The following is a 26,916-nucleotide window of genomic DNA, read 5'->3' as shown; positions in this document are numbered from 1 at the left end:
GAATCCTTCCGCCCGTCTGCTCGTTCCGAGCGGTTAGCACAGGTCAGGGATTCGCAATCGGTAGGGCTGAGGCTTGTCCCCCTGTTCCGCGGCGCTGTGCACAAACCAGAAGCGCTGGCCGGATGAACCCGGACCTCAAGTTTGATCGGCATTGCCAGCCCGAGCGCGCAAGGTGTATTTGCTAGACTTGGTACCTCTGAAGTAGCAGGAGGGGTGCATGGGCAACTGGCTTGTCGTTCCCAAGGGGACAGGCCTAGCGAAGCGGACCCGAGCCCGCCGCGCGGCGCAATACGTCCGGATGTCGAGGGAGCTACAGCGCTACTCAATCAAGAACCAGATGGCGGGCATTGCTACCTATGCCGAGGCGAACGCTCTCACGATCGTCCGCACCTATGCGGACGAGGGCCGCAGCGGCCTCCGGATTAAGGGACGGCCGGGTCTCATCGAACTGATCGAGGACGTGCAGTCGGGGCAGGCCGACTTCGATCACATCCTCGTCTACGACGTCAGTCGCTGGGGCCGCTTCCAGGACGTCGACGAGAGCGCCTACTACGAATTCCTGTGCAAGCGGAGCGGCGTCCAGGTCGAATACTGCGCGGAGCTCTTCAAGAACGACGGCACCTTCGTTTCCGGTATCGCCAAGAGTCTGAAGCGCGGCATGGCCGCAGAGTGGAGCCGGGAACTCTCGGTCAAGGTGCACGCTGGACACTGCCGAGTCGCGAGCCTGGGGTACCGCGTCGGCGCCCCCGTTGGTTACGGCCTCCGGCGCCTGATGGTCGACGAGAGCGAGCATCCGAAGGGCTTCCTCGAAAAGGGCCAGTTTAAGGCTTTGCAATCGGATCGCGTTCGACTACAGCCCGGCTCCGGTGAGGAGGCAGCCGTGGTCCGGATCGTTTTTGATCAGTTTGTCAACGGCCGGAAATCCTACAGCGACATCCGGCGCCAACTGAACGATGCCGGCATCGCCAATCACAACGGTCGGCCGTGGACCGACGGCATGATCCCGACCATCCTCGCGAACGAGAACTACATCGGGAAGACCATCTACAATCGCACCTCGCGACGTCTGGGACAGAAGCTCGTCAAGAATCCGGAACACGCATGGGTCCGAGGCGCAGCGGCTATCGAGCCTATCGTGGACCCCAGCATCTTCGCTCGAGCCCAGAAACTGCTGGCCGAACGGCGTGTGGAGATTCCCGAAGATGAGATGCTGCTGCGCCTTCGTCTCACGCTACGCCGCCGTGGAAAGCTCAATTCGCACATCATCAACACGACGCTTGGTCTCAATCACGTCTCGTCGTACGTGAAGCATTTCGGCTCGCTGCGGAAAGCCTACTCGCTGATCGGATACAAGTCGCCGCGGGATTGCGATTGGATCGATACCCGGGAGCATTGGGCCTCCGAACAGGCGAGGCACGCAACCGAACTCGCGGAGCTGCTGCGAAACGACCTTGGTCTTCGGCCGGAGCTCGCTCCGGACGGGATCGGCGTCGATGTCGAAGGCAAGCGGGTGGTCTCGTTTCTCGTCGCGCGGCAGCTGGCGCGTCGGGGCGAGGACCACGCTGCGCAATGGAAGGCCTATCGAAGGCAAATCTCATCGGGCCTCCTTGCCGTGATGCGGTTGGATGCGGCAAATCGCGAGATCGAGGATTACGTTCTACTGCCTGCCTCGTTGAGATCGGGACGCTACGTCTGGCTCGCATCCGGCTCCCTTCGTCGCCATCGCGGGGCGCTTTACCGGGAAAGGGGGGCACTGTTCGCGGCCATCAAGGCAACGCTGGCAAAAACCAACCGTGCCGCCCCAACCAGTTCAGCACCGCCGAAAAAGCGATCGAGATCAGGCCGGCCCAAAGCCAAGGGCTTCGGCGGGCGGCGCTCACGGTGCGGAGATACAAAATCGCACCGATGAGAGTGCCGTAGTTCCTTCGGAAGTCACCGTTCAGTTTCGCAATCTTGGACAGTTCCGAGGAGGTATCGACGTCATTCGCCATCGGGCTGGCTCCGGTATCTGCGAGGACCAGCGCCTTATGAACCACTGTTTTGCCCGACGGAGCAAGTAGAATTCGCATTATCAGAATTTTTTCCGCCTGCAGTTCGGAGTACGGGGACGTCTCTGCGGCCTCTTCGGATCACTGAATGAAAATCTTTTATTCGTCGGATCGCACCCGCGCCACAGGAACCCCTCGGTGGTCTGACCGGTTTGAGTGCGATGACAAAGCGTGACATCGACAACATTCGCTCAACCCTGACCCGTCGCGGCGCACTCGGACTTTCGGCAGCCACTCTATTGGCGGTGAACGCCTCGCGGACGGGCTTCGCCCAAGCCGCTTCTGTAGACAGTGGGTTTAGTAAAGATGGCCAGGTCGGCTTCCCATCCATAGTAAGGTCCAATGAGGCGAGTGAGGGAAACGCGGAAGGACCGTTGCCGGCTAACGAACGGGTCGGCTTTGCCGTCGTCGCACTTGGCCGACTTTCCGTCGAGCAGATACTGCCCGCGTTCGGGCAAGCCAAGAAGAGCAGACTAGCCGCGCTGGTTTCGGGATCGCGGGACAAGCTGACGGTGCTCGGCCGCCAATACGGCGTTCGGCCGGAGGCTCTGCTCGGCTATGATGAGCTCGAGCGACTGCGCGAAATCGAAGACGTAAAGGTCGTCTACGTCGTTCTGCCCAACTCGATGCACAAGGAATACGTCCTCCGGTCGGCGGCGATCGGAAAGCACGTGCTCTGCGAAAAACCTATGGCGACGAACTCGGAAGACGCTCGAGCGATGATCGACGCCTGCTCCACGGCGGGCGTCAAGTTGATGATCGCCTATCGATGCCGCTACCAGCCTCATCACCTCGAGGTCATCCGTCGCGCCCAAAGCGGGGACCTGGGCCCGGTCAAGCTGATCGATTCGATCAACGGACAGAACCAGGGAGATCCCGAGCAGTGGCGCCTCCGCAGGGCGATGGCTGGAGGCGGGTCGCTGCCGGACGTCGGCATCTACTGCCTCAACGCTGCGCGAGCCATAACCGGCGAAGAGCCCGTCGAGATCGAGGCCCGCATCAACTCTCCCGCGGGCGACCCGCGCTTCCGCGAAGTTGAAGAGAGCGTCGCCTGGATTTTGCGATTTCCTTCCGGCGCCATGGCCAACCTTTCGAGCAGCTACGGCATCCATAGGGCGTCGAGGCTGGCGGTCCATTTGGATGGCGGCAATCTGCTGTTGGACAATGCCTATCTGTACAAAGGTCAGCGGTTGACGGTGCGCCATGCAATCGAAGGCCGCGAAACCGAAACCCTGGTGGAGGTCCCAGCGAAGGACCACTTCGCCCTCGAACTCGATCACATGGCCGAATGCGTGCTGACCGGAAGGCAGCCGAACACGCCGGGCGAGGAAGGCTTGCGCGACATGAACCTCATGGAAGCAATCTACAGATCGGCGGACCAGCGGACTGTCGTCAGAATGGACTAATATTCAGCGACAGCGGTTCGAGCTTGCAATTGAAGAGGTCTACGCAGCTTCGGCGTCAAGTTCTTCCTCGCTCCGCTTTCGATTGATGAGGTTCAGCAGATGCGCCGAGGCTCGCGCATCGCAAAGGGCTCGATGATGATTCTCGAGTTCGATCCCGTAGGCCTCGCAGAGCTTCCCCAGCCCGTACGATTTGTGCCCCGGATAGCGACGCCGCATTCCTGCGCACGTGCAGAGCTTCGGAAACCTGAAGCGCCGCCCGATCCGCTCGAATTCATAGACTATGAAACCGTAGTCGAAGCTGACGTTGTGAGCGACGAATATGCCGTCCCTCATGAACTCCATGAACCGGTCCGCCACTTCGGCGAACACCGGTGCGTCCCGCACCATTTCGTTGGTGATGCCTGTCAGCTGGACGATCTTTGCCGGAATGGAACGTTGCGGGTTGAGGAGCGAGTGCCATTCGTCCACGACGCGGTGGTTGCGAACCTTCACCGCGCCGATCTCGGTGATGCGGTCGCCGTTCGACCATGAGCCGGTGGTCTCGATGTCGACCACCACGTAATCCTGCTCGGGATCGAAACGATAGTCGACCCGACCGATTTCGGCCGTGATGCCAGCGGCGCCGAGTTGGCGAAGCCGGGTCAGTTGGTTGCGGCGGATCACATCCCCTTCCGCCTTGACCTCCATGAAGGACGCCTTGCCGTCGCGCACCAGCATCAGGTCCGGAAAGCCGTCCCGCATGCCGCGGAAGTCGTCGCACATGTTGCCAACGATGCTAGCGACGCCCGCCGGATCGGATCCCTCAAGCAGCGCGCGCAGCGCCTCTACTTGCACATGATCCCAGCTGAAGATCCCGTTCGGGCGGCCCCATTTGGCTGCGACGGTGCGGAGTATCAACGGTAGGGAGGATCCAGATGCGACGGCCTCCAGCTTTTCGTCGATCGTCGAGGCGTACAGCCGACGGAAACTGCGATCCTTCAAGCAGTGGGGCAGCCAGTCGAAGCCACTGGCCATCCGGGTATTTTCAAAGAGCTCGTCCCAGAACAGCAGGCCGAACAGGCTTTGCCACAGGACGTTCTCTGTGAAGAAGACCTGGGTCCCCTGACGCCGCATCACGCCGGCGACGCCCGCCTCGGGATTGCCGCGATAGGTGTCGTCGACGGTGATCGTGCGGCCGGACCGTAGCAGTTCGGTGTGGAGCCCTGTACGTCTGCCGCCGAACTTACGGGCGTAGAAGTCCGTGGCAAAGAGGTGCTCGCCATCGCTGGCGGGATCATCGATCATCCGCTGCAGCAGCGCCTCGGCCTCGGCCTTGTCGCCGGTGTTGTAGAGCAGACGAACCAAGCGCTCGTTGCAGTCGGGGCAAGGCCCGGCACGATAGAGCTGCCGGGCGAGATCGCTCTCGCCCGCCTTCTCGAAGAAAAGCCCGGTTTGATGCGCTGCTTGGCTGCGGAGATCGGCGGCGAACTCGGTTGTGCAGGCGGGTCCGGCCAGCACGTCGATAGCGGCCACTCTGTGAACAGCCTCCGATCCGTCCTCCAGGCTGTCCAAGACCCGGCTGTAGTGGAAGGAGGCGAGCGCCTCTTCGGCATCGGTGAAGCGCGCGCTGAACGAGGTCTCGCGGTTGGTGCGGAGAATTCCCAGGTCGCGCAGCGCGAAGTTCTTCAGATCTACCTCGGTCTTGCCGAAGTAGAGGTAGAGCAAGAACTCGATCGGACGCGTACCGTCGAGGGCGATGAAGTTGCGGGCGCCGCAGTGCTGCGCGGCGACCGAAAATGGGATGCGCTCAAGGTAGTAGTCGATGAACTTCGGCTTCGACCAGGACTTGCGGACGTCTCCTCGCCCTGCCGCCTGCGCACCAGTCACAAGGACGTCCTTCGGCAGGCATGAGACGAAGGCCGCATAGTCCCCCTCGCCGAGTTCGCGTGCGTGACCGGCCGCAGTCAGATCGGATGCCGCCCGCTCGACGTCATCGATCTCGGGGTAGCTGAACAGGGATCGGTTGAATATGGCACCGCGCCTGTTGATCATCCGGACCAGCAGGCATCGCGCATCTCTTGGAAGGGCCTCGAACCGCGCTATGAAGGCGTGATGCTCTGGACCAAGCACGGGGGCGTACGTCCGCTGCACGAACCCCAGCATTTCGGCGAAATGGTCGAGGTAATAGTAGACCGGCAGTTGCGGAAGTTTGGCCAAGCGGACCTTCGCGGCAGGAATCGTTCGTTCTAGTTTTGTTCGAGTTTTGCGCTCCGAGTCAAGCGCCCCGAGGGACTATGGATGGCCAGCGCCGCGGACTTCGACCGTCCGTGACGAGCAGCACCAATTCAAACCAGCGCGGCCGATCGCATGATCGTCCCCTTCAAGCCCACCGCTTTAAAATTCATTGGAAGCCTCTTTTCGCCGACGAACGCCATCCTGGAAGCTACGCAGAGAGCGGCCGACTAGGAATTCGGTGCCGGTCTGGGCTTCGGATGATGTCTTTCGGAGGTGGTTGCTCACGTGGAATGCAGAGCGACGCGGATGCAGTCGATGAGACTTTCTCGGCTGACGGGCTTCCCAAGAACACAAACGGCCCCCGCTTTGATGGCTCGTGCGCGAATCTGATCGTCCGCGAATGCCGAGATGACGATAACCGGAATCTTCGAACCGCTGGCTGCCAGACGGCTTTGCAACTCCAGGCCGGATATTCCGCCGAGTCTGACATCGGTAATCAGGCAAGTTGTCGCATCAAGCCGCCCCCGAGACAGAAACTCTTCCGCCGACGAAAATCCGTCCACCTCGAAACCCGAAGCGTCGAGCAAATCCTGCAATGCCTCCAGAACCGTCGGGTCGTCATCCACGCACGAGATCAAAGTTGGTTCGGTCACGAGCGTTTCCTTCAAAACTTCGGCATGCCACCGGGCAAGCCGCCTTCAACGATGGTCTGATCGGCAGATCCGGTAGGCGGGACACCGGCCACCACCGGTATTTGGAAGATGAACCTGGTGCCGCCGGAGTGCCTCGACTCGGCCCACAGACGTCCACCATGTATCTCGACGATCGATCTGCAGATCGCCAAGCCCATACCCATGCCGTCCGGCTTGGTGGTGAAGAAGGCGTCAAAAATTTTGGCCGAACTGACCGGGTCGAGGCCCCGACCCGAGTCTTCCACGCTGACCATCAGATTTCCCGCGACATCCCGCGTCTCGATCCGTAGCAATCTGGCTCTGCCGATGACATCGACCATCGCGTCGATCGCATTCGCGACAAGATTGAGCACGACCTGCTGGAACTGGCCGCGATCGCCGACGACGCCAACGGCTCCCCGAAGGTCGACATCGAGAATTATGCCTTCCTTGCGGATTCTCCCCTGCGTCAGGTCGATGACCTCGCGGACGGCTCGGTCAGGGTCGAACTCCAGGTTTTCAGATGGGGCATTCTTGAGTAGCGCGCGAATGCTCTTGATCACTTCGCTTGCCCGATGGCCGTCTCGGACGACGCGTTGCGCGGCTGCTCGCGCCTTTTCGACTTCGGGCGGGCTTTTCTCGAGGCGAAGGAGGCAGGTTTCGCCGCTTGCAACAATCGCCATCAAGGGCTGATTGAGCTCGTGCGCGACGGAGGCCGCGAATTCGCCCATCGTCATGCGGCGGGCGATATTCTCCAGATCCGCCTGCGCCTTCCGCAAGGCCTCATCCGTACGCCTCTGCTCCGTCAAATCCTTGCAGATCGATGCCGTGCCTCGTCTTTCTCCGGTCGTGCTGTCGACGATATAGAAAAGATTCTGCAGGACGGGAATTGGCGCATTCGTCTTGAAATGTCTCAGATTCCGTTCTCCGGTCCACCGGCCGTCTCGCTCGAGGGCGGGGAGAATCTCCCTCAAATATCGATCGTCTTCTTCGGCCGGCCTCAGGTCGCTGATCTGAACCCTGGAGACATCGGCGTCCAGTTCGATACCCACCATGCGCCTTCCGCCCGCGTTGATGTATCCATCACGCCCCTTTGACGGCAGATAGCCGATGAAGTCGCTACTGTTTTCTACCACCGAGACCAGCATCTGCATTTGATCATGAGATGCCTGCAGCCGGTCCTGGGTCATCTTGAGATCTGCATATAGGCGGGCGTTCTCGAGTGCGTTGGCCGCCTGCGAGGCCAATGCGCGAAGTACCGCGGTGCGTTCCGGCGTGAACGCGTGCGTCGTCAGGCGGTTTTCCAGATAGAGCGCCCCGACCAGGCTCGATTGCTTCGTCAGGGGGAGGCACATCAAGGAGCGGATGCGCTGGCCGCGGATGTAGGCGTCGATTGCGAATTGACCCTCCATGGCGTCGTCCAACAGGACAGTCTGCTGAGTCCTCAAGACATAGCGCAGGATCGGCTGGCAAAGTTCGCTTGGAGAGGAAGTCTCGTTCCGAAGTTCGACCCTTACGACCCCGCCCACAACTCGAGCCTCCGCCTCGACTCGCGCATCCGCGCTGCCCGACAGGATCAGTAGCCCCCGTTCAGCGCCGGCATGTTCGAGGGCGATTGCCATGATGCGCTCGATCAGGCGATCGAGAACGATCTCGCCCGAGACCGCAAGCGATGTCTTCATGATTGCCGCCAAGTCAAGATGCTCCGGCGTATGGCCGGATCGCGCCTCCTCGGCAGATTGTCGCTTTGTCGCGTCCGGATCGAGTTCTTCGAGCTGCCGAACCTTCGGCATTGCGCCCCATTGCTGGTAACCCGCCCGGGCCCTCCTCAAATATCCCTCCGCCGCGGTGTCGGCTCCCAATGCCCGATAGAATTTACCGGCCAGCTCGGCGGCGATCGCCTCGTTCTGAACGAAGCCGTTCTCATGAGCAGACCGGATGGCGACCTCGTACAACTTGATCGCCTCACTCGTTTCTCCACGAAGGCGCGCGAGTTCGGCTGCCAACAAAGCCTCGCGGTGTGCTTGGTTTTCCTGGCACCCTTTCGACCACCTCGCGATCCGCTGCCGATGCGCCTCGATTGCCTCGACGTAATCGTGACGCAGTGACGGCGAGATTCCCTGGCAGGCGGCGGCCAGCGCCAGGGCGCCGTAGAAATGGTACTCGCCGATCTCCAGAAAATGCTCGGTCGACCAGACCAAGCCTTTGGCGTTCCGCGCCGCCGCAAGCGCCTCCGGAATTTTCCCCGCCATGAAGTGCTGTTGCAGCTTGCAAATGTGATATCTGGCCGCTCCGATGGCAGATCGGGCGCCGGACTGCATAAGGCGCCGCGCGAACGCGAATTCGCTCCCGTCAGCCTCGGGAAACAGGCCGACGTCCGTCCGCTCGCCCCGAAGCGAACGAACGAGAAGCAGTTGTGCGACGAGCGAGTCGATCGCCAGCCCGAATTTCGCGCCTCGCATCGACGACAGCGCCGCTTCGAGCTCCCATTCAACCTCCGCAAGGGAGGCCCCGGAAGCCAACAGATTGGCCACCAAGCTCCTGACGCTGTAGGCCGCGTACGTAAGGTCGCCCGATGCGTAAGCCTCTTCTAGGGCGCGCCGGAGCACCTCCCGGCTAGACGAATAAGGTCGCGCCCATGGCAGCACGAGAGCTCCGAAGAATGTATGGACTTTGGCCTTGAAGCGATCCAAGCCGCGCTTGTCCACCAGGTCGCAGCCGAGCTGACCGAATCTTAATGCCGCTTCATAATCGTCTTGGCGCAATCCCAAGACGATGCTGAGCAGCGCGTAGGCGCAAGCGGAAGCATCGCAATTGCCGTGCACAAGACTGAGGTTGGTCATGCGAATGACCGCCAGATAGAACAGGTTGTTGTCGGTGAAGGAGGCTGGCGCGAGGAAGTCCGCGAGCACGTCGATGGTCGCGAGCAGTTCGGGCTCTTGCAGCAGAGGGAGATCGATCATCGCCTCGATCGTCCGGTCTCCGAGTAGACGCCACACGCCTGAAAGTTCCCGGTCCACTTCCTCGTCCGAGGGATGGGAAGACCATTCCAAGCCGGCTTGGCGCAGATATTCGAGACCAACGGCGATTGCGCGATCCATCCTGTCGATGGTGGTGTACAGCGTCATGCGCAAGCGAGTTACCACCGCCCGATCGACCGCCGACAGGGCTAAATCCGTGAGACGGTCTAATCGTGTCTCCGACTCCTCGTGAGCGCCCGTCAGCAATTCGCATTCCGCCCGGTTCAATTCGAGCTCGAAGCTCAGGCGGTGGCTTCCCGGCCCAGGTTCGATCCCCTGAAGCGCCAGCGCTCCCGCAGCGAGGTATTGCAAGGCCGCTGCATAGGCGATGGATGCTTTGGCACGGGTCCCGGCCGAAAGATTGAAGCGGACAACCTGCTCGCGTTCGTGGGGCGTTTCGATGAGATGTATGGAACGATTGTACTGCTCCACAATATCGAATATCCGCTCGTCAACTTCCTTCGGGGAGAGTGTTTGGGCGAGAACTCTCGCCGTACGGAGATGCTGATGGGCGCGTTCGTCTACGGGAATCCGCGAATAAGCAGCTTCTTGGATCCGATCGTGAGCAAAGGAGTATTCGTCGGCGCTCGCAGACACGAACTCCAGGCGGACCCCCTCCCAAAGCGCCGCTTCAAGCGCTTCGCGCGTCTCACCGTAGAGAGCAGCGAGGGTAGCTGTATTCGCTCCGTTGCCGATGCAGGCCAAGTGCTTCAAGGCCTTCTGCACGTGAATTGGCAGCCGGTTCAATCGTGCCACCATGAGGTCCACGACATTGTCGGTGAACTTCCTGCGCGCGATCTGTTCGATGTCCCATGTCCAACCCGCCCTATCGGTCGCGAACACAAGCAATCCATCGTGCTCCAGCGAGGTGAGGAACTGGATGACGAAAAAGGGATTGCCTCCGGTTTTCGCGTGCACCAACTGCGCCAACGGCCGCGCGCGGTCCAGACGGCACCGCAATGCCCCGGCCACCAGTTCGGTGACCTCTCCGAGCGCGAGATTTGTCAACGAGAGGCGGCGCAGCGGAACCTTGGATTCCTCAATGTCTGAGAGCGTCGTCTTCAGGGGATGGCCGGGGCTGACTTCATCGTCCCGATAGGCAGCCACCAGAAGCAGGTGCCCCGATTGGTTGCGCTCGCAGAGATTCCTGAGCAGGTCGAGGGTGTCCGGATCGCTCCAATGGAGATCGTCGAAAAAGATGACGAGAGGACGCTCTGACCGCGCGAAGGCGCCGATGAAGCGGCCGATCAATGTCTGGAAGCGGAGCCGTGCATCGTCCGGCGACAGTTCCGGGGCTTGCGGTTGTCTACCGATGATCACCTCCAGCTGCGGGACCAGGCTGACGATGGATTGTGCGCTATGGCCCAGAACCTCCATCAGACGGTCCCGCCAGCGTAACAATTCGTCGTCGTTCTCACCCAGCACGCCTTGGACAAGGTCCCGCAGCGCCTGCGTCAGAGCGGCGTACGGAACATCGCGCTTGTATTGGTCGAATTTGACCCGCGCGAAGGATCCCCGGCGGGCAGCGATGGCTCGGTTGAGCTCGTTCACGGCCGACGACTTACCGACGCCTGCACCGCCCGACACCAGGATCATTTCCGTCGAGCCGCCATTGGCGACCCTCTCGAAGGCGTTGAGCAGAAAATCGAGGTCTGATTTCCGACCGTAGAGCCGTTCGGGAATGAGAAGACGATCCAAACCATCGTTCTCGCCGGGCGAAAAGGCATCGATCCTCTGGTGGGACTGCCAATCGTCTTGGCAACGCCGCAAGTCGGCGAGAACGCCAGAAGCGGTCTGGTATCGGTCCTCGGCGTTCTTGGCGAGGAGCTTCATAATGACGTCGCCGACAGGGGCGGGCACGCCATCCATGTGGGCCTCAGGTCGGAGCGGCTGTCGTGCGATATGACAGTGCATCCATTCGACGGGGTCGGCCGCCTCGAACGGTAGGCGTCCCGTGAGCATCTCGTAGAGGGTGACGCCCATGGAGTACAGATCGCTGCGGATATCGATCGACCGGTTCATCCGACCCGTCTGTTCCGGAGCCATATAGGCAAGCGTGCCCGCGTATGCGTCGATCGAGGGGACAACTCTTCGCTCGCGCGTCAAACGCGATGCGATACCGAAACCCATGACACGAACAATATCCCTTTCGTCCACCAGCAGGTTCTCGGGAGTGATGTTCTTATGGATGATGCCGGCTAGGTGTATTTGCCGAAGCGCTTCCGCCAGGCTCACCGACAGCCGAAGAAAAGCCGAGATTTCGAGAGCATGGCCGAGCCGTTCCTTGAGAGGCATGCCGCCGGGGTCGTCGAGAATGAGTGCCGGTCCTCCCTCGCCACGATCCAAGTCGATGGGACGCACCGCCCAGGCGGCATCGAGGTCGGCGGCGATGGAGAACTCGTTCTCCAGCCGCTGCGTCAATCCGGGATTGCGCCTGGTGCTTCGGGGCTTCCGAACCATAACTTGGCGGCCATCCGAGGACCGGCGCCCCCTCAACAGCGTAAAATCGTCATCTTCTCCAATGATCTGAAATACATGGCCGAAAAGGCCACTTGGGGCCGCTTTGTCTGATTCCGCTTCGTTGACCGACTCGGCGCAACCTTTCTGGCAGCGGAACTGCATGACGAGCTTTCCTGCAACGACGGATGACCCTTCGAAGGAGTACCAAGAGACCCAAGCCGGCTCTATGGCACCAAGGTATCGGTGGCGTTGCTCCGGCGCGATGTTTGTTGCTCCGGAACCCCTGAAAGCACATAATACCGCTCGCCGGATCACTGACGATCGGACGCATCATGGCTCACAAGGCCGTCGAACATCGTGTCTTTTGGAAAGCCAGACGACGCGGTCTGTGGCCTGATGAGCTAGGGACCGCTCGTTTCGTCAGCGGAATCGAAGTCCAAAGGGAAGAGACATGACGACATCAAGCGCGGTTGACGCGGGCTCCTTGGTGCTCCCCTCCAAATCGAAGGTCTTCGTTGTCGACGATGATGCATCCGTTCGAGATTCTCTCGAAGGGCTGATCAGCACGAGAGGCTGGGAAACGGAGACGTTCGCCACGGCACAAGAGTTTCTCTCTCGGCCACAGGACTTCGTTCCGAGCTGCCTGGTGCTCGACGTCAGTCTGCCGGGGCTCAGTGGTCTGGAGCTTCAGAGCCATCTGGTGAGCCGAGGCATCAGCATTCCCATCATCTTCATCACGGGCCACGGCGACGTACCCATGACCGTTAAAGCGATGAAGGCCGGCGCGATGGAGTTTCTAACCAAGCCATTCTGTCACGGAGAGCTATTCGGCGCGATCGAACTCGCCCTCGCGCGCAGCCATTCCGCGATAGGTGGCGACGCAGAATTGCGCGAATTGCATGAACGCCACGGCTCGCTCAGTCGACGCGAGCAGGAAGTGATGGCGTTGGTGGTCAAGGGCTTGTTGAACAAACAAGTGGGCTACGAGCTCGGGATCAGTGAGATCACCGTGAAGGCCCACCGAGGCAAGATGATGCGGAAAATGAGAGCGCGATCCTTGGCGGACCTCGTGATCATGGGCGCCAAGCTGCGGCAAGAGAAGTCGCAGAACTAGGCTTCACCGTAGTCTGCGACTTAGGCCTTCGCGACGGAGACGTGAGGGTAGAACCGGCCAGCAGGGCTCGCGGCGCGCCGAAGCGTTTCCAGACACCGAGGCGAAGACATACCGCCTCAGCTAGATTTGGGCGGATCCGCCGTCGACGAACAGTTCGCTGCCCGTCACAAAGCTGCTGTCGTCCGAAGCTAGGAAGACGGCGGCCAAGGCAACCTCGTTGGCATCTCCGAGCCTTCTTAGCGGTGTCGTCGCCTCCAGCCCCTTGATCATGTCGGTGTGCACATCGTGCGAAGGCGCAAGCCCGTGCAATCCGGGAGTAGACGTCGCGCCAGGCACCAGCACGTTGACGCGGATCGCACGGTCGGCCAGATCCAGAACCCACGTACGCGCGAAATTCCTTATGGCCGCCTTGCTGGCGCTGTACACGCTGAAAGCAGGAGTGCCCTTCGTGCCAGTCGTTGACCCGGTCAAGATGATCGACGCGCCATCGCGCAGGAAAGGTAGGGCCTTCTGAACTGTGAACAGCGTGCCCCGTACGTTGATGGAGAATATGCGATCGAAGTGCTGTTCTGTGATGGCACCTATCGGCGCGAAGTCTCCGACGCCGGCATTGGCGAACAACACGTCGATGGTGCCGGCTTCAGCGGCAACGGTTTCATAGAGCGTGTCCAGGTCGCCGAGCCTCGAGATGTCGGCCTGGATGCCTCGAGCCCCGTTGCCGATGATCGATGTCGCTTCGTCGAGCTCCTTCCTGCGCCGTGCAGTAATGAAAACGCGTGCTCCTTGAAGAGCAAACTGCTTGGCGGTCGCCAATCCGATGCCGCTGTTGCCGCCCGTTATCACGGCAACCTTGCCAGTCAATCTTCCCATGGTCTTCTCCTTTTGAAACTCGTGCATTTTGCGGTAGTCGGCGAATGAGCGCAGATCACCGCTTACCCCTTCAATCTCTGACGCGCCTGCACGTCACGACGACCGATGTTCCCGTCGGTCCGGACCTGACGGCCATTTCGCCGCCCATCGCGTGCACCAACTGATCCAGAATCCGCGAGCCCGCGCCCCCCAAGGCGATGCCCATTCCCCGTCCATCGTCCGATACGATGCAGACCAGGGAGGCGCCGTCTTCGAGGATACTTACGCGAACAGTGCCGCTGTCTCGCCCGCCGAAGGCGTGGCGGGCGGCATTCGTCACGAGTTCGGCGATGACCAGCCCCAGCCTCTCGCAGCGTTCGGCGGGCATATCGCCGACTTCCACGACTAGCTCGCACCTGACGCCCATCGGCATGAGTAGCGCCTCGGAAAGGGACCTGCACAATTGCTCCATGTAGTCGGAAAGCGAGATATTTCCTTGGAGTCCACCGACGACCAGAGACCTATGCAGCATTCCGAACGCAGCGATCCTGGCCTCGCAACGCTCGAAAGAGCGCCGGGTCTCGGCGGAGACCGAACCGGCGAACTCGCGCCGAAGAGCGAAGGCAAGGACCATCAGAGTGTTGGCGAAACGATGATTGGTCTCCCGCAGGAGCACCATCTCGTCGTAGATCGGCGGCAAAGCCAGGCTTTGCCTGGTGGTGCCCATATCCAAATTCACTGACATCGCATCCTCCGACAAGATCGCCTCCTTGAAAGGCTTCTGGCTGATCGGTCGTGGAGCAGGCCACGACGACCGACGTGCTGCGTCATAAATGCCGAGCGAATTGCTCCGAATCCATTGCACGATGGTATCGGCGCGGCGCTCGTCGTTCGTTTTTCGAAATCGAACGGCATCGACCGATCCGAAGGTATCACCGACACCTTCGTGCAATAGATCATCGCCGGACGTCCGATCATCTTCGCATCGTCGGTCGCACAATCGCACCGATCGAGAACGATAGTCGGAGATCGACGATGCGCGTTGCCATTCAGAGTTTAGATCGCCCCAAGTGGGACGCATATTCGCGAGAATCGAACGAACCGTGCGAAGTTGGTCCCGGCACGTCGTTCTTTGCGTTCGAGCACGGCGACTTCGAGATCAGCATCATAAGCGACGGATACCTCGAGATCCCGGAAGAGATTTTCGTGCCCTCAATGGCGCTCAGGGAGCAGAGTGAGGTCGTCCAGCGTCTCGACACGGCGGGAGAGATCGTCCGCGCGCCCACTAATGTCCCCGTGCTGCGCTATCGTGACGAAGTGATCCTGTTCGATGTCGGTGGCGGCCAGAGATACCAGACAACCGACGGTCGGCTCGTCGATAATCTGCAGGCTGCCGGCTTCCATCCGGCCGCGGTTACCAAAGTGGTCTTCACGCACGCGCATCCGGATCACACGGGCGCCACTCTCGCCTCTGACGGCTCGCTCCTGTTTCCGAACGCCGCTTACTTCGTTGGCGCGGCGGAGTGGGACTACTGGATGGATCCGGACTTCTTCAGCAAAGCACCCGAGGGAATTCACGAATTCGGCAGGGGCGCGCAGCGTGATCTGGGCGCGGTCCGGGACCGGGCGGTCATGCTCAAGCCCGGGGACGACGTGATCAGCGGCATACGTGCGATCGACACCGCCGGTCATACGCCCGGGCACCTGTCATTCGAGCTCGCAGGGGACGTCGGGCTCATCATCGCTGCGGACGCGGCGACCAGTGAGATCGTCGGGGTCGAGCACCCCGACTGGCACTTCGGCTACGACAGCATTCCCGAACTGGCCGTCCGGAACAGGCGACGGCTGCTCGATCTGGCATCGACCGACAAGACAAAGCTCTTGGGATTCCACTGGACCTATCCAGGTCTTGGGTTCGTCGAAGCCCACGGCAATTCCTACCGCTACGTCCCCATCGCTTGAGCCAAGCAGCACAGGAGTATCCGACATGACACATCCGAACAACCGGACGATCGGGTCGCATCTTGCCTCCCGTCGCAGCGTCCTGATCGGGGGAGTGGCCGGAGCATCGGCGCTGGCGCTGATTGGACCCGGGCCGCTCGCGGCTCGGCCGCGAGAGATCCCTTCAGTGGACCGCCACGCGGGGCGCGCCATCAAGACGAAGGACGGCACCGAGATCTTCTACAAGGATTGGGGCAAGGGTCCGATCGTCATCTTCAGTCACGGGTGGCCGCTCAATGCGGACGCCTGGGACGACCAGATGTTCTTCATGGCCTCGCATGGTTTCCGTTGCATCTCATACGACCGGCGCGGACATGGACGATCGGGACAACCGTGGCAAGGGAACGACTACGACACGTTCGCCAACGACCTGGCCGATCTCATCGACTCTCTGCGCCTCGAGCAGGTCACGCTGGTGGGCCACTCAGCCGGCGGCGGCGACATCGCACGCTACATCGGTCGGTTCGGAACGGGTCGTGTCGCGAAAGCGGTGCTGGTCTCTGCCATCCCGCCTTTTATGCTGAAGACTTCCGCCAACCCGGGTGGCGTGCCGATCGAGGTGTTCGACAACATCCGGACGGCCGTGGCCACCGACCGCGCTCAATTCTACCGAGATCTCGGCGACGGGCCCTTCTATGGGGCCAACAGGCCGGGCTCGAAGGTCTCGCAAGGGGCCAAGGACGCGTTTTGGCTCAGCTGTATGCAGGTCGGACTGCGGGCGTCTTACGAGGGCATCAAGGCTTTCTCTGAGACCGATTTCACGAGCGACCTGAAGAGGTTCGACGTTCCGACGCTCATCGTCCATGGCGAGGACGATCAAAACGTTCCGATCGCAAACTCGGCCCTGCTCTCATCGAAGATGATCGGAAAGGCGAGCCTGAAGATCTATCCGGGCGCACCGCATGGGCTGACGCTCACCCACAAGGACCAGTTCAACGGCGATCTCCTCGGCTTCATGAAGGACATGAGCTGAGGGAACGCCGACTACACCCCGCAACCCAAACGAGGACAACGACGATGAGCACGATCACGACCAAAGACGGCACGACGATCCACTACAAGGACTGGGGCAAGGGCCAGCCGATCACCTTCTCGCACGGATGGCCGCTCAACGCGGATGCGTGGGACGACCAGATGCTCTTCCTGGCTTCCCACGGCTTTCGCTGCATCGCTCACGACCGCCGAGGGCACGGCCGCTCGGGACAATCGTGGGAGGGCAACAATCTTGACACCTATGCCGATGATCTGGCCGAGCTCATGGATGCGCTCGATCTCAAGCAAACCATCATGATCGGCCACTCCACGGGGGGCGGCGAGGTGACCCGCTATATCGGCCGTCATGGGACCAAGCGCGTCGCCAAGGCCGTGCTGGTGTCCGCCATCCCGCCGTTGATGCTCAAGACGCCGGCCAATCCCGGAGGACTGCCGATCGAGGTGTTCGACCAGATCCGTGCCGGCGTGAAGGGCGACCGATCGCAGTATTACCAGGACCTCAGCCTTCCGTTCTACGGCGCAAACCGCCCCGATTCGAAGGTGTCGCGCGGCGTCAAGGACAGTTTCTGGCTGTGGTCGATGCAGGCCGGAGAAAAAGGTGCGTACGACTGCATCAAGGCTTTTTCGGAAACGGATCTTACGGCCGACCTTAAGAAGATCGACGTTCCGACCTTGGTGTTGCATGGCGACGACGATCAGATCGTCCCGATCGCGGATTCGGCGCTGCTGTCCTCGAAGCTCATCAAGGGCGCGACCTTGAAGGTCTATCCCGGTGCGCCGCATGGGCTCTTCGCCACGCACAAGGACCAGCTGAACAGCGACCTGCTGGCCTTCATTCAGGGCTGAAGCCCTCGAGCGACAGCGACGGGCGAACCGGCCCGCCGCTGAAGACCGCAAGATCGCGGTCGACAGGAAATTTTGGCTGCAAGATGCAAGCGAGGACGATCATGGAACACCGGACTCAGAAGACCATGTCCCGGCGCGGGTTCTGCCTGTGCTGCTTGGGCGGCGCTGCGATGGCGGCGGGCGGATGGTTGACGCCGCGGCAGGCGTTCGCCGAGGCGAGAGGCATCGTCAGCCTCATCAAGGATAGCGCGGCGACATCGCCGATCGCCATCCACGAGGTGCGCGGCAACATCAGTGTTCTCGAGGGATCCGGCGGCAACATCGCCGTGCTCACCGGGAAGGATGGCAAATTGCTGATCGATGCCGGCATCGGCGTGTCGCGCCCGCAGTTGACCAAGGCCCTCGCAACAGTGAGCGACGCGCCCATCACACACTTGGTCAACTCCCATTGGCATTTCGACCACACCGACGGCAATACCTGGCTGAACGAGAGCGGCGCTCAGATCATCGCTCACGAAAACACACGCAAACATCTCGCGGAGCTCCAGCGCGTCGAGGATTGGGACTACAATTTTCCTCCGATGCCGAAGGGCGGGGTTCCGACTGAGGTCTTCGCGACGGAAAAGACCTTGAAGCTCAATGGCGCCTCCATTCTGCTGAAATACTACGGGCGCGCGCATACCGACAGCGACATCTGCACCATCTTCGGCGAGGCCGACGTCATTCATGCCGCGGATACTTTCTGGAGCGACATCTACCCGTTCATCGACTATTCGACCGGGGGCAGCATCGACGGAATGATCGCCGCATCCGACGCCACTCTCGCGGCGGCGACCAAGGACACGATCATCATCACCGGCCATGGGAAACCCGTCAGCAACCGCGCCGAACTGCAGCAGTGGCGCGACATGCTCGTAGACGTCCGGGACGCGGTCGCCAGGCTCAAGCAGAAAGGAATGTCCCGAGACGAGACCGTCGCGGCGAAGCCAACGGCCGCCTACGACGAGCGATACGGTCAGTTCCTCATCGATCCGGGCTTCTTCACCAGGCTCGTATACCAAGGCGTGTAGAGCGCCTGCTGACGAAGTCAGTCCGTCGAAGTTTCCTCCGCAACGTTCCGTTCGAAAAGGCCGACGTCCATGAAGAAGCACGTAACATCAGTCCTGCTGAGAGCAGGCATGATGATGCTGTACACGCCGGTTCATGCTTACCCGGAGGGTTCGCCGATCTTCGGAGTGATCATTCCCGAAGGGTATCGCCAATGGGAGATGATCGCGCCTTCGCACGAAGAAGGTAGTTTCAACGAACTCCGCGGCATCGTGGGCAACGCAATTTCAGTCAAGGCCTACCGAGAGGGGACGCTTCCATTCCCCGACGGGGCGATATTAGTCAAACTCGCCTGGAAGCGCGTGCCTTCTGCCGAATTTAACGGAGCATTCGTGCCAGGCCGTGCCACGACGGTCCAGATCATGGTCAAGGACTCCAGAAGATACGCCTCCACCGGGGGATGGGGCTTTGGGCGGTTCATAGATGGTAGGGCCGTCGACCAGGCGCAGCACGAGACCTGTTTCGGCTGCCACCAGGCCAACGTGAAGGATCACGACTTCGTCTTCACGAGATACGCGCCATGACATCCGCGAACACCGAAGGAAAAAGCGTCATGCCCCCGCAAATCGAGACATACTCGAGCGACGAACCCGGCCCGAGAGCTATGACGGCCGGTAGCTGGACCATCATGATCGTGCTCCTGCTGCTGCTTGCCGGGACGCTAGTGATCGCGGTCCTCGGCTGGTCGTCAGGAAGCGGGGCCGACGTTCCGGCTTCCGGGTATGTCGCGCTTGCACTCGGGGTTCTGTTCTCCTTGGCCGTAGGGTTCGGCCTCATGGGACTTGTCTTTTACAGCAGTCGAGGAGGGTACGACGAGCCGCCCCAGCTGCTGCCGGCCGAGAAGACGGACGACAATCGACAACAACCCGGCGCCGCGGCAGCAGAACTTGGCTTCATCGCGGAAGGCGCTACGAGGAATCAGTCGGCCGCCAAGGAAAGGGAGCAATCATGATCCCGGCTTACAGCGATCACGCGGCCAACGAGCGAACTTTTCTTGCGTGGGTCCGAACCGGATTAGCCATCATGTCGTTCGGCATCGTGGTGGAAAAATTCGATCTGTTCATTCAGACGCTGGCGATTTCCCAAGCCAACGACGTGCTGCGCAGAGCGCAATTGGAGCGAATATCCAATCATCTGGGTCCCCACGAGAGCATCGCCCTCGTCGCCGGCGGGGTCGCGCTGATAGCGATCCAAACGCTGCGCTTCGCACGCAACAGCCGTCTGCTGGACGACGTCGCACCGCAGGCCTCGAGGGCATTTCTCACGAGTTCGGTCGTTTCGTCCCTGCTCATTCTGCTTCTCGCGGCCGTCGCGACCTACCAGGTCTTCGACTGATCCGCTGAGCCACAATAATTCATCGACCTTGAAGGAGAGGATGTCCATGCCGGAAGACTACAGAGACGAAGTGCTTTCGCGGCGATGGTTCTTGACGGCGACGGCCGGGGCTGCCGGGGCGGCCATCGCCAGTGCCGCCTCCGCCGAGACCTTGGCCGACGTGCCCGATCGAGGGCCGGGGGCCGATCTGAGCGCGCATAGCGAACGCTCCCGTTTCGCGAAGCTCGACCGCATTCCGGAGTCCACACCCGGCAAGCGGAACATCGATCCGAGCGATGCCATCAATTCAAAGACGCCTCACCAGAAACTGGTCGGCAACATCACCCCGACCGATCTGCACTACGAGCGCAGCCATTCAGGCGTGCCCGACATCGATCCGACGCAGCACCGGCTGCTGATCCACGGCATGGTCGGGAAGCCGCTGGTGTTCAGCGTCGATGATCTCAGGCGCATGCCGTCGGTCACGCGCATCGTCTTCATCGAATGCACCGGCAATGGCTGGGAAAACTGGAAGAAGGCCGATCCTGAAGTCACCGTGCAGAATACCCACGGTCTCGTCAGCACCAACGAATGGACCGGCGTGCCGCTGAAGTTCCTGGTGGACCTCGTGGCCAAGGACAAGGGAGCCAACTGGATGCTGGCGGAGGGCGGCGACGGCGCCGGAGTCGACCGCAGTATTCCGCTGACCGAGGAGATCATGAACGAGGCGTTCGTCGCCTACGGCCAGAACGGGGAACCGCTGCGCCCCGCGCACGGCTTTCCGATGCGTCTGCTGATGCCGGGCTTCGAGGGCAATCTTCACATCAAATGGCTGCGCCGCCTCAAATTCGGCGCGGCCCCCTGGATGACCCGCTGGGAGACCGCACGCTACACGCAGCTGCTGGCGGACGGCAAGGCGCGGCAGTTTCAGCTGCGGATGGAGACCAACTCCGTCATCACCCAGCCTTCGGGCATGATGCAGATCCAGCCGGGCTACAACCGTATCTCCGGCCTCGCATGGAGCGGCCACGGCAAGATCGCCAACGTAGAGATCTCGACCGACGGCGCCAAGACATGGAGGCAGGCGCAACTGACGCTGCCGGTGCTGTCCAAGGCGCAGGTGCGCTTTCAGATGGACTGGGTCTGGGACGGCAAGCCGACCAAGATCGTGAGCCGCTCGACCGACGAGAAGGGCAACGTCCAGCCCGACCGGGCGTCCTTCATCGCCGCGATGGGGACCAACGCGCTGTTTCACTACAACGCCCAGCAGACCTGGAGCATCGACGAGGCCGGGAGGGTCCGCAATGTCCTCGCATAGCAAGCTTCTTGGCACCTGCATTCTGGTCGTCGGTCTGCTCGCGGTCCCCGCGCTTGCCTCCGACTTCGGCCGTCCGGCGACGCCGGATGAGATCAAGCTATGGGACATCGACATCGGTCCCGACGGCAAGGGCCTGCCGGCCGGCAGAGGCACTGTCGTACAGGGCAAACAGATCTTTGCCGACAATTGCGCGGCCTGTCATGGCGAGAACGGCCAGGGTGGCATTAAGGACCGTCTCGTCGGCGGACAGGGAACCCTCGCCTCCAACATGCCGATCAAGACCGTCGGCAGCTTCTGGCCCTATGCGACGACCTTGTTCGACTACATCCACCGCGCGATGCCCTATCCGACGCCGGGTTCGCTCAGCACCGACGAGACCTACGCCGTCACCGCCTACATCCTGAGTCTCAACGGCATCGTTCCGGCGGACGGCAAGGTCGACAGGGACTCGTTACCGAAAATCAAGATGCCCAATCGCGACGGATTCGTCCCGGATCCCGAGTTCGATTTGCGTCAGAAAAGGAAATGACGATGGTCCGGAAGAACATGCGGTGGCTGAGAGCGGTCGTGATCGCCTGGTCGACGGTGGCTCTGTATTCGATAGTGATGGCAGGAGAGACGAAGATGGCTGCAGAAGGGTTGACGACGGTTAAGAGCGCATACGGCGCGTCGGAGACGATGGAGCGACTGAAGGATGCCGTTCGCTCCAAGGGCATGACGATCTTCGCACAAATCGACCATGCGGCGGGGGCGAAGGAGGTCGGAATGCCGTTGCGGCCTACAGATTTGCTCATCTTCGGTAGTCCGAAAGGTGGCACGCCGCTCATGCAATCGGTTCAAACAGTTGGAATCGATCTGCCGCTCAAGGCGCTGGTCTGGCAGGACGAGGCCGGCGTGACTTGGGTATCCTACAACGCTCCCACTTGGTCGGCGGAGAGGCACCATGCGAGCGCCCCGGAGGCGGTTCGAGCAATGAGCGCGGGCATAGAGGCGGTTGTCTCGGCAGCGGCTTCTGCGAGTCCGGCTCGCTGACTTAGCTCGAGAAGATTTCTAACAGTTCAGAGCCGCCCGAACCGAAATGCCAAGCAAGAGCGACGGGTCACGCTCCATGGGGCGGATCTGCGCGCATTTCGATCAAACCTTGAGATGGGAGAAGTCGCATGTCTTTCGCACTAAATTTTTTGAACAGGCGAGCGGCCCTAGGCTTGTTCGGCCAAGCTGCGCTGCTGACGGCCGCGAGAAATGCAGCGGCGTCGGGCAATCAGGAAACCGACGCGGATCTCGAACTGTTCAAGCAGAGGCTCGCGGCGGCGCCTCGCCGGCGAAACTTCGGTTCGGTGCCTCTGGTAGTCACCTTGGATGAGCAATGGGACCACGAGGCAGCATCCATTCTACTCTCGTACGGCAACCGAGCGCGGCAGGTCTGGGAGTGCACCGAGCTTGGCGGGCCATGGCTCAACCTCATGAGAGAAGCACTCAACGGGCAGATTTTCGCGCACGGAAATCCTGGATTCCTTGCCGCAGCTGCTGTTCACGGATCGGCGCACCTTGCCCTGTTCGACCAGACTGGGTGGGAGAAATACGGATTGGCAAGGCTTACCGGAGGCGTCGCGACCGCCAATTCATACTTCGAATCCAGGAGGAAGATGTCTCGCTCGGATAGTCTGCAGGACCTTACGGGATACTATGGTCCGGAGAACAACAACATCGCGACGCTTCAAGAGCGAGGAATGGTATTCGTCGCGTGCCACGACTCGATCCATGCCATCGCCCGAAACCTCAACCGCTTGGACCGCGGAGATGTAGCCGACGCGGACTCGTTAGCAGCCGATCTGACAAATCACCTCGTTTCCGGCGCCGTTTTGGTGCCGAGCGTAGTAGCCTTCCTGGTGGAGCTACAGAGGTCTGGCTTCACCTATGCGAAGGGACCCTAAGAAGCTCGGAGCGCCACAAATCTTCCGGACGACCGCTCAAAACATTTGCCATCTGCTAGTTTGTGTTTTCACGTTTCTGAGGGGACAGGCACTGCTCTCCGTACACGTTTGAGGCTGCTATGCGGAATTCTACATGGCACGCCCGGGATCTTCCCTCACACCCCGGGCGACGATCCGCAGCGTCCCGTCCGGAAGCGGCCGCTGCAGCTTGAGCGCTTCGTCCGCGGGCGCGGTCATCCAGGTCTCGACTTCCTCAGGCGTCGTCAGAATCACCGGCATCGCCTTGGGGTGGACGGCTCCGACCTCGGCGTTGGGCTCCGTCGTCAGGAACGCGTAGAGGTCGTTGGTCGTCTCGCCATCCTTGACCTTCCGAACCGACGTCCAGTTGGTCCAAATGCCGCCGAAGCATGCGAGCGGGCGGCTCTCGTCGAGCGCGAACCAAATGTCGCCGCCCTCGGCCTTGTTGAACTCGCTGAAGCTGTTGAACGGCACTACGCAGCGGTGCTCCGGCCCCAGCCAGCGGGTCCAATGCTTCGACTTCACATTCCGGATGTTGGTGGTTCCGGAATCCGGTTCCATCCGGAGCAGCTCCTTGAAGTCCACGGTCTTGCCCTTGGCCTGCAGTTTCTCGGCTCGTTTCTTCGCCGCATCCATGAGCGCCTTGGACGACGAAGGCATGCCCCAGCGCGCAGTCGCGAGCTCCCGGCCCTCGGCGCCGCTTCGGACGATCGGCGCCTTGTAGTCGGGAAAAACGCCGGGCATCGGCGCCAGGTTGCCGACGTACAGGTTGACGACGCGGAACAGCGCGCTAATGGCGGCCTGGTTCGTGGTGATCGAATACAGATTGCACAAGGTGGTTAGGTCTCCCGATCCGGATGACGGGCTCGCTGGGCCAGCTGTAGCAGCGTGGCCGGCGGCCGGCGATTGGCTTTGGAGCACTTGCTGCAGCGGAGGCGGCTCGCCAAGTCATGAACGAAAGTCGTCGGCGGGTGGTGCAGCGTCGCCAGGTCCACCTCCCGGCGGGTCTTGCAGCGCGAGCACTCGATTTCGAGCCATGGGTAGGTCCCGTTCACGGCCTGGTCGATCGTGGGCGAAGGGTCGATGGGACCGCCGTCTGCCCACATCCGCTCATTCCATGACTCGCAGAGCAGCTTGTCCGCCGTCCGGATCAAGGCCTCGCCCTTGGCACGGGCGTCGGCAGATTGGGCGGCGAGGATCGTCGTCATCGCGCGAGCTCTCCCCAACTCTTTGCTCAGCGCTTTTCGGTCGCCTCCAGAGAGCGGGGTCGGATGATGCTTGGGCGCCATAGCCGGTTCAGCCGGTTACGGCGCGTCGTACGACGGCCAGCAGCCGTCTTCCTCGTGCCGCCCGGTTCGCTGCGTACAGGTGTTGTCGAGCAGGCGCTGGCCCACGTCCCGCCAGATTGCGTCCCGACCGTAGAGCCGGACGGCGTCGACCTTTTGGATCTCGACGGTGCGCGCGCAGCGCCGGCATGACACCCTCAACAAGTGCTTAGGAATTTGGTCCAGTCGCAGCATGCGGACGGATGAGCCGCGCCCTGAATCGGGCCCGTGGAGGCGGGGGTCGTCCAAAAGCGCCTGCCAATATTCGGGCGGAAGGTCGTCTGCCGGGCCTACGGCGCCCGTAAGCGAGAGTTTTCGGCTGATCGCGAGAGAAGAGCCGGGCTTCTCCATTTGCTGCTTGGTGGGGACGTGCCAGCTGGCGGGGCGGTAATTGGTCATGGAATAGAACATAACAAGAACAACCAAAGAGTCGAGCCCCTTACTCGATCCCCAGACGTCTACGGCTGGCTTTCTTGGGATCGCCCGGCCGCCAGCTTAACCACACGCTGCATCAGCCTATCGAACGGTCGATTTGGTCATCCAGAGCAGCACCGGGCCATTTCCGCCCGAGAGGCCGCCTGCCTGCAGACGTTTCCGAAGACCTATAGATTTTTTGGCAGCTTGGAGTCACGTGCCCGCCAGATCGGAAACGCCGTGCCGCCCAAGATGGCGCAGGCGATCGGGCATTCAATTCTGAGGCAGGCGAGCGGCTCATAGCAAATCAGCGCGCTGGGCGCTCACGGATGGGTCGAGCGGGAGATCGTTTCTTCCTTGCGACACGCTCGATCCTTGTGCCGGACGGCTCTACACTTGAGATGGAGGACTTGGTGCCGTCGGTAGGATGCACGCGAAAAGCAATCGTCAGGCGATCTTCCCGATAACTTGGATCGCAGCGCGCGGCTCATCTCCGCAGTTGTTGACCACGTCGAAACCCGACGTCGCAAGGGGTTGTGGTTCACGCTAGAAAACCTCGACGTCACCCTCCTATTCAGAAGCTCTTAAGGAGAGCGCCGATGGGTTTGATAGGTCGCGCGAACTCAGGGAACCCATCTCTTAGAGTCCCGCGGCTTCTTCCAACCGAGAGCCTTGGCCACCGTACGTTCGACGAATTGCCAAAGCTTCTCATCGTTGGCTGAAGCCGTCTCCTTGGCAGCCTGTATCAGATCGGTCTGCAAATACACCAGCACCGCCTTCCGCTGGTCCCGCCGCTTCGATTCGGCTGGTTTTGCCGATTCCAATGCGCCCGACTTGGTCGTCTTTGCCGCCTTAGGCATATCATCGCACCCTTCCTGGATCCGATTGGGACTCTAACAGGATGGACGCGGAGCGCTATGGGCGGGTAACCATAAAGCTGTTGACCGCGCAGGGTGAGATATCAAACAGATATCCACTAGATATCTATTTTCTTGACTTTCCGCGGGTTTTGTGATCTAAGCGCAACTATCGAGCCACTCCACCTCTGACATGGGAGATGTTGCCGCCCTTCGGTTCGCCCCGCGTGATTTCGCGCGGGGCAACCGCTGTTCGCCGTTTCATTTCGACGATATCAGCGAGGATAGATGCAGAAGCGCGATTTGTTCATCGGTTTCAAGGCCAGCCGGGCGGTCCCCATCAGCAACGCCCTCACCCGCGATTTCTTGGTCCAGGCGACGCTCGACGGCGACGTGCGACGCATCGAATACCAGAATAGCATCGTCGTCGACCAACGCATCATGGCCGTCGAGGGTCTCGTCATCGAGCGCTTCGACGGCCGCTACGCCGTCGATATCGTCGATGCGCGTCCATCCCATGACCCCGCTGCGGAGGCGCTCACGCATCTCGCCTTTGCGCGCCGTTGTCACGGCATCATCGAGCTGAGCGCCGCCGATGTGCGCTCGGAGCCGCGCTGCTCGGCGGCGCGCGAGATCTGGAGCCATCGCGGGGTCCGGATCCACTCCGACGATCGTGCGGAAATCCGCGAATCCTTGGAGACCAGCGGCCCGGTCGCGCTGACCGAGCTCGTCGCGTCGGTCATGACTCGCGGCGACGCTCGCGCGGTGATCTACGCGCTGGCGTGCGAAGGCGCGATCGAATTCGACCTGCACGGCGGCATCACCGACGACCTGATCGTGCGCTCGGGATTGCCCGGCTACGCCGGCAGCTTGCGCGCGTACGGCGCCTAGTCTTCATCAACGGCGGCTTTATCCTCCCGCGCGATCACTGGTCGCGCGGGAGCCTGTGCTTTCTGTGCCCTTCGTCGTCCGCGGCCGCTCCATTCCGGCCTGCGAGCCGCAAGGGC

25 protein-coding genes are annotated in these 26,916 nt (G+C 61.3%); 16 read left to right on the top strand and 9 right to left on the bottom strand.

The window, feature by feature from the left end; genetic code table 11:
• Positions 1-217: 217 nt before the first annotated feature.
• The gene (locus tag HYH08_RS32260) at positions 218-1,909 is read left to right on the top strand and encodes a recombinase family protein (RefSeq protein ID WP_220013864.1); all 1,692 of its coding nucleotides are present in this window, start codon (positions 218-220) and stop codon (positions 1,907-1,909) included.
• 300 nt (positions 1,910-2,209) lie between these two features.
• Positions 2,210-3,454, top strand: a complete 1,245-nt coding sequence (locus tag HYH08_RS32255; protein ID WP_220013863.1) for a Gfo/Idh/MocA family protein — start codon at positions 2,210-2,212, stop codon at positions 3,452-3,454.
• Positions 3,455-3,493: 39 nt separating this feature from the next.
• Here HYH08_RS32255 and HYH08_RS32250 read toward each other — a convergent pair whose 3' ends face one another.
• From HYH08_RS32250 to HYH08_RS32240, 3 genes are all read right to left on the bottom strand, one after another.
• The gene (locus HYH08_RS32250; RefSeq protein WP_220013862.1) at positions 3,494-5,650 is read right to left on the bottom strand and encodes an exonuclease domain-containing protein; all 2,157 of its coding nucleotides are present in this window, start codon (positions 5,648-5,650) and stop codon (positions 3,494-3,496) included.
• 299 nt (positions 5,651-5,949) lie between these two features.
• Positions 5,950-6,321, bottom strand: coding sequence for a response regulator transcription factor (locus HYH08_RS32245; RefSeq protein ID WP_220013861.1), 372 nt, complete (start codon positions 6,319-6,321; stop codon positions 5,950-5,952).
• A gap of 11 nt (positions 6,322-6,332) precedes the next feature.
• Positions 6,333-11,981 carry an AAA family ATPase gene (locus HYH08_RS32240; RefSeq protein WP_220013860.1) on the bottom strand — a complete coding sequence of 1,883 codons (5,649 nt, stop codon included), beginning with the start codon at positions 11,979-11,981 and terminating at the stop codon, positions 6,333-6,335.
• 289 nt (positions 11,982-12,270) lie between these two features.
• Here HYH08_RS32240 and HYH08_RS32235 point away from each other — a divergent pair, with 289 nt between their 5' ends.
• Positions 12,271-12,933 (top strand): response regulator transcription factor, encoded by a 663-nt coding sequence (locus HYH08_RS32235; protein WP_220013859.1) that lies wholly within the window; start codon positions 12,271-12,273, stop codon positions 12,931-12,933.
• A 120-nt stretch (positions 12,934-13,053) separates the two neighbouring features.
• Here HYH08_RS32235 and HYH08_RS32230 read toward each other — a convergent pair whose 3' ends face one another.
• Together HYH08_RS32230 and HYH08_RS32225 are read right to left on the bottom strand one after the other, a co-directional pair.
• Positions 13,054-13,803 carry an SDR family oxidoreductase gene (locus HYH08_RS32230; protein ID WP_220013858.1) on the bottom strand — a complete coding sequence of 250 codons (750 nt, stop codon included), beginning with the start codon at positions 13,801-13,803 and terminating at the stop codon, positions 13,054-13,056.
• A gap of 70 nt (positions 13,804-13,873) precedes the next feature.
• Positions 13,874-14,734, bottom strand: a complete 861-nt coding sequence (locus HYH08_RS32225) for a sensor histidine kinase (RefSeq protein WP_220013857.1) — start codon at positions 14,732-14,734, stop codon at positions 13,874-13,876.
• An 83-nt stretch (positions 14,735-14,817) separates the two neighbouring features.
• On the opposite strand from HYH08_RS32225, the gene HYH08_RS32220 reads away from it, so the two are divergent.
• The 11 genes from HYH08_RS32220 to tetH all read left to right on the top strand — a co-directional run bounded on the left by HYH08_RS32220 (position 14,818) and on the right by tetH (position 23,295).
• Positions 14,818-15,744 carry an MBL fold metallo-hydrolase gene (locus tag HYH08_RS32220; RefSeq protein WP_220013856.1) on the top strand — a complete coding sequence of 309 codons (927 nt, stop codon included), beginning with the start codon at positions 14,818-14,820 and terminating at the stop codon, positions 15,742-15,744.
• A 25-nt stretch (positions 15,745-15,769) separates the two neighbouring features.
• Positions 15,770-16,756, top strand: coding sequence for an alpha/beta fold hydrolase (locus HYH08_RS32215; RefSeq protein ID WP_220013855.1), 987 nt, complete (start codon positions 15,770-15,772; stop codon positions 16,754-16,756).
• 44 nt (positions 16,757-16,800) lie between these two features.
• A complete protein-coding gene (locus HYH08_RS32210; protein WP_220013854.1) occupies positions 16,801-17,622 on the top strand; it encodes an alpha/beta fold hydrolase in 822 nt (273 codons plus the stop codon).
• A 170-nt stretch (positions 17,623-17,792) separates the two neighbouring features.
• Positions 17,793-18,692: an MBL fold metallo-hydrolase gene (locus HYH08_RS32205; protein WP_228748226.1), complete on the top strand. Its 900-nt coding sequence runs from the start codon at positions 17,793-17,795 to the stop codon at positions 18,690-18,692.
• Between the two features lie 108 nt (positions 18,693-18,800).
• Positions 18,801-19,253: a cytochrome P460 family protein gene (locus HYH08_RS32200; protein WP_228748225.1), complete on the top strand. Its 453-nt coding sequence runs from the start codon at positions 18,801-18,803 to the stop codon at positions 19,251-19,253.
• Complete coding sequence (locus HYH08_RS37560) at positions 19,250-19,681, top strand: hypothetical protein (RefSeq protein WP_349631483.1); 432 nt, start codon at positions 19,250-19,252, stop codon at positions 19,679-19,681. The genes HYH08_RS32200 and HYH08_RS37560 overlap by 4 nt, the downstream gene beginning before the upstream one ends.
• Positions 19,678-20,064: a YidH family protein gene (locus HYH08_RS32190; protein WP_220013852.1), complete on the top strand. Its 387-nt coding sequence runs from the start codon at positions 19,678-19,680 to the stop codon at positions 20,062-20,064. The genes HYH08_RS37560 and HYH08_RS32190 overlap by 4 nt, the downstream gene beginning before the upstream one ends.
• A 46-nt stretch (positions 20,065-20,110) precedes the next feature.
• The gene (gene soxC, locus HYH08_RS32185) at positions 20,111-21,361 is read left to right on the top strand and encodes a sulfite dehydrogenase (RefSeq protein WP_228748224.1); all 1,251 of its coding nucleotides are present in this window, start codon (positions 20,111-20,113) and stop codon (positions 21,359-21,361) included.
• Positions 21,348-21,890 carry a c-type cytochrome gene (locus tag HYH08_RS32180; RefSeq protein WP_220013850.1) on the top strand — a complete coding sequence of 181 codons (543 nt, stop codon included), beginning with the start codon at positions 21,348-21,350 and terminating at the stop codon, positions 21,888-21,890. The genes soxC and HYH08_RS32180 overlap by 14 nt, the downstream gene beginning before the upstream one ends.
• A gap of 2 nt (positions 21,891-21,892) precedes the next feature.
• Positions 21,893-22,393: a DUF302 domain-containing protein gene (locus HYH08_RS32175; protein WP_349631482.1), complete on the top strand. Its 501-nt coding sequence runs from the start codon at positions 21,893-21,895 to the stop codon at positions 22,391-22,393.
• 128 nt (positions 22,394-22,521) lie between these two features.
• Positions 22,522-23,295 carry a thiosulfate dehydrogenase gene (gene tetH, locus HYH08_RS32170; RefSeq protein WP_220013849.1) on the top strand — a complete coding sequence of 258 codons (774 nt, stop codon included), beginning with the start codon at positions 22,522-22,524 and terminating at the stop codon, positions 23,293-23,295.
• A gap of 129 nt (positions 23,296-23,424) precedes the next feature.
• On the opposite strand, the gene HYH08_RS32165 is transcribed toward tetH, so the two are convergent.
• The 3 genes from HYH08_RS32165 to HYH08_RS32155 are packed head-to-tail and all read right to left on the bottom strand — an operon-like array spanning position 23,425 to position 25,049.
• On the bottom strand, positions 23,425-24,147 hold the full coding sequence (locus HYH08_RS32165; protein WP_220013848.1) for an SOS response-associated peptidase: 723 nt from the start codon (positions 24,145-24,147) through the stop codon (positions 23,425-23,427).
• A gap of 5 nt (positions 24,148-24,152) precedes the next feature.
• On the bottom strand, positions 24,153-24,602 hold the full coding sequence (locus HYH08_RS32160; RefSeq protein ID WP_220013847.1) for a hypothetical protein: 450 nt from the start codon (positions 24,600-24,602) through the stop codon (positions 24,153-24,155).
• A 15-nt stretch (positions 24,603-24,617) separates the two neighbouring features.
• Positions 24,618-25,049, bottom strand: a complete 432-nt coding sequence (locus tag HYH08_RS32155) for a hypothetical protein (protein ID WP_228748223.1) — start codon at positions 25,047-25,049, stop codon at positions 24,618-24,620.
• Between HYH08_RS32155 and HYH08_RS32150 the strand changes: the two genes are divergently transcribed.
• Positions 25,008-25,355: a DNA cytosine methyltransferase gene (locus HYH08_RS32150; RefSeq protein WP_349631480.1), complete on the top strand. Its 348-nt coding sequence runs from the start codon at positions 25,008-25,010 to the stop codon at positions 25,353-25,355. The two genes, HYH08_RS32155 and HYH08_RS32150, sit on opposite strands and share 42 nt — an antisense overlap.
• Before the next feature lie 320 nt (positions 25,356-25,675).
• Here the strand turns inward: HYH08_RS32150 and HYH08_RS32145 are convergent, their stop codons facing one another.
• Positions 25,676-25,912 (bottom strand): hypothetical protein, encoded by a 237-nt coding sequence (locus tag HYH08_RS32145; protein WP_220013846.1) that lies wholly within the window; start codon positions 25,910-25,912, stop codon positions 25,676-25,678.
• A 285-nt stretch (positions 25,913-26,197) separates the two neighbouring features.
• Between HYH08_RS32145 and HYH08_RS32140 the strand changes: the two genes are divergently transcribed.
• On the top strand, positions 26,198-26,800 hold the full coding sequence (locus HYH08_RS32140; RefSeq protein WP_220013845.1) for a hypothetical protein: 603 nt from the start codon (positions 26,198-26,200) through the stop codon (positions 26,798-26,800).
• Positions 26,801-26,916: the final 116 nt, after the last annotated feature.

It is taken from the genome of Bradyrhizobium sp. BR 10289, from assembly GCF_019455385.1.
GTDB lineage: Bacteria > Pseudomonadota > Alphaproteobacteria > Rhizobiales > Xanthobacteraceae > Bradyrhizobium.
Note: the sequence above shows the minus strand (reverse complement) of the source record. Positions and strands in the feature narration are given on the sequence as shown.

Excerpts from the sequence above, each read along its gene's own strand:
- HYH08_RS32215 (WP_220013855.1), top strand. The coding sequence starts at position 15,770 with ATGACACATCCGAACAACCGGACGATCGGGTCGCATCTTGCCTCCCGT.
- HYH08_RS32230 (WP_220013858.1), bottom strand. The coding sequence starts at position 13,803 with ATGGGAAGATTGACTGGCAAGGTTGCCGTGATAACGGGCGGCAACAGC.
- HYH08_RS32205 (WP_228748226.1), top strand. The coding sequence starts at position 17,793 with ATGGCGGCGGGCGGATGGTTGACGCCGCGGCAGGCGTTCGCCGAGGCG.
- HYH08_RS32190 (WP_220013852.1), top strand. The coding sequence starts at position 19,678 with ATGATCCCGGCTTACAGCGATCACGCGGCCAACGAGCGAACTTTTCTT.
- HYH08_RS32200 (WP_228748225.1), top strand. The coding sequence starts at position 18,801 with ATGATGATGCTGTACACGCCGGTTCATGCTTACCCGGAGGGTTCGCCG.
- HYH08_RS32240 (WP_220013860.1), bottom strand. The coding sequence starts at position 11,981 with ATGCAGTTCCGCTGCCAGAAAGGTTGCGCCGAGTCGGTCAACGAAGCG.
- HYH08_RS32140 (WP_220013845.1), top strand. The coding sequence starts at position 26,198 with ATGCAGAAGCGCGATTTGTTCATCGGTTTCAAGGCCAGCCGGGCGGTC.
- HYH08_RS32155 (WP_228748223.1), bottom strand. The coding sequence starts at position 25,049 with ATGTTCTATTCCATGACCAATTACCGCCCCGCCAGCTGGCACGTCCCC.
- HYH08_RS32220 (WP_220013856.1), top strand. The coding sequence starts at position 14,818 with ATGCGCGTTGCCATTCAGAGTTTAGATCGCCCCAAGTGGGACGCATAT.
- HYH08_RS32235 (WP_220013859.1), top strand. The coding sequence starts at position 12,271 with ATGACGACATCAAGCGCGGTTGACGCGGGCTCCTTGGTGCTCCCCTCC.
- HYH08_RS32175 (WP_349631482.1), top strand. The coding sequence starts at position 21,893 with ATGGTCCGGAAGAACATGCGGTGGCTGAGAGCGGTCGTGATCGCCTGG.
- HYH08_RS32255 (WP_220013863.1), top strand. The coding sequence starts at position 2,210 with ATGACAAAGCGTGACATCGACAACATTCGCTCAACCCTGACCCGTCGC.
- HYH08_RS32260 (WP_220013864.1), top strand. The coding sequence starts at position 218 with ATGGGCAACTGGCTTGTCGTTCCCAAGGGGACAGGCCTAGCGAAGCGG.
- tetH (WP_220013849.1), top strand. The coding sequence starts at position 22,522 with ATGTCTTTCGCACTAAATTTTTTGAACAGGCGAGCGGCCCTAGGCTTG.
- HYH08_RS32160 (WP_220013847.1), bottom strand. The coding sequence starts at position 24,602 with ATGGCGCCCAAGCATCATCCGACCCCGCTCTCTGGAGGCGACCGAAAA.
- soxC (WP_228748224.1), top strand. The coding sequence starts at position 20,111 with ATGCCGGAAGACTACAGAGACGAAGTGCTTTCGCGGCGATGGTTCTTG.
- HYH08_RS37560 (WP_349631483.1), top strand. The coding sequence starts at position 19,250 with ATGACATCCGCGAACACCGAAGGAAAAAGCGTCATGCCCCCGCAAATC.
- HYH08_RS32210 (WP_220013854.1), top strand. The coding sequence starts at position 16,801 with ATGAGCACGATCACGACCAAAGACGGCACGACGATCCACTACAAGGAC.
- HYH08_RS32145 (WP_220013846.1), bottom strand. The coding sequence starts at position 25,912 with ATGCCTAAGGCGGCAAAGACGACCAAGTCGGGCGCATTGGAATCGGCA.
- HYH08_RS32180 (WP_220013850.1), top strand. The coding sequence starts at position 21,348 with ATGTCCTCGCATAGCAAGCTTCTTGGCACCTGCATTCTGGTCGTCGGT.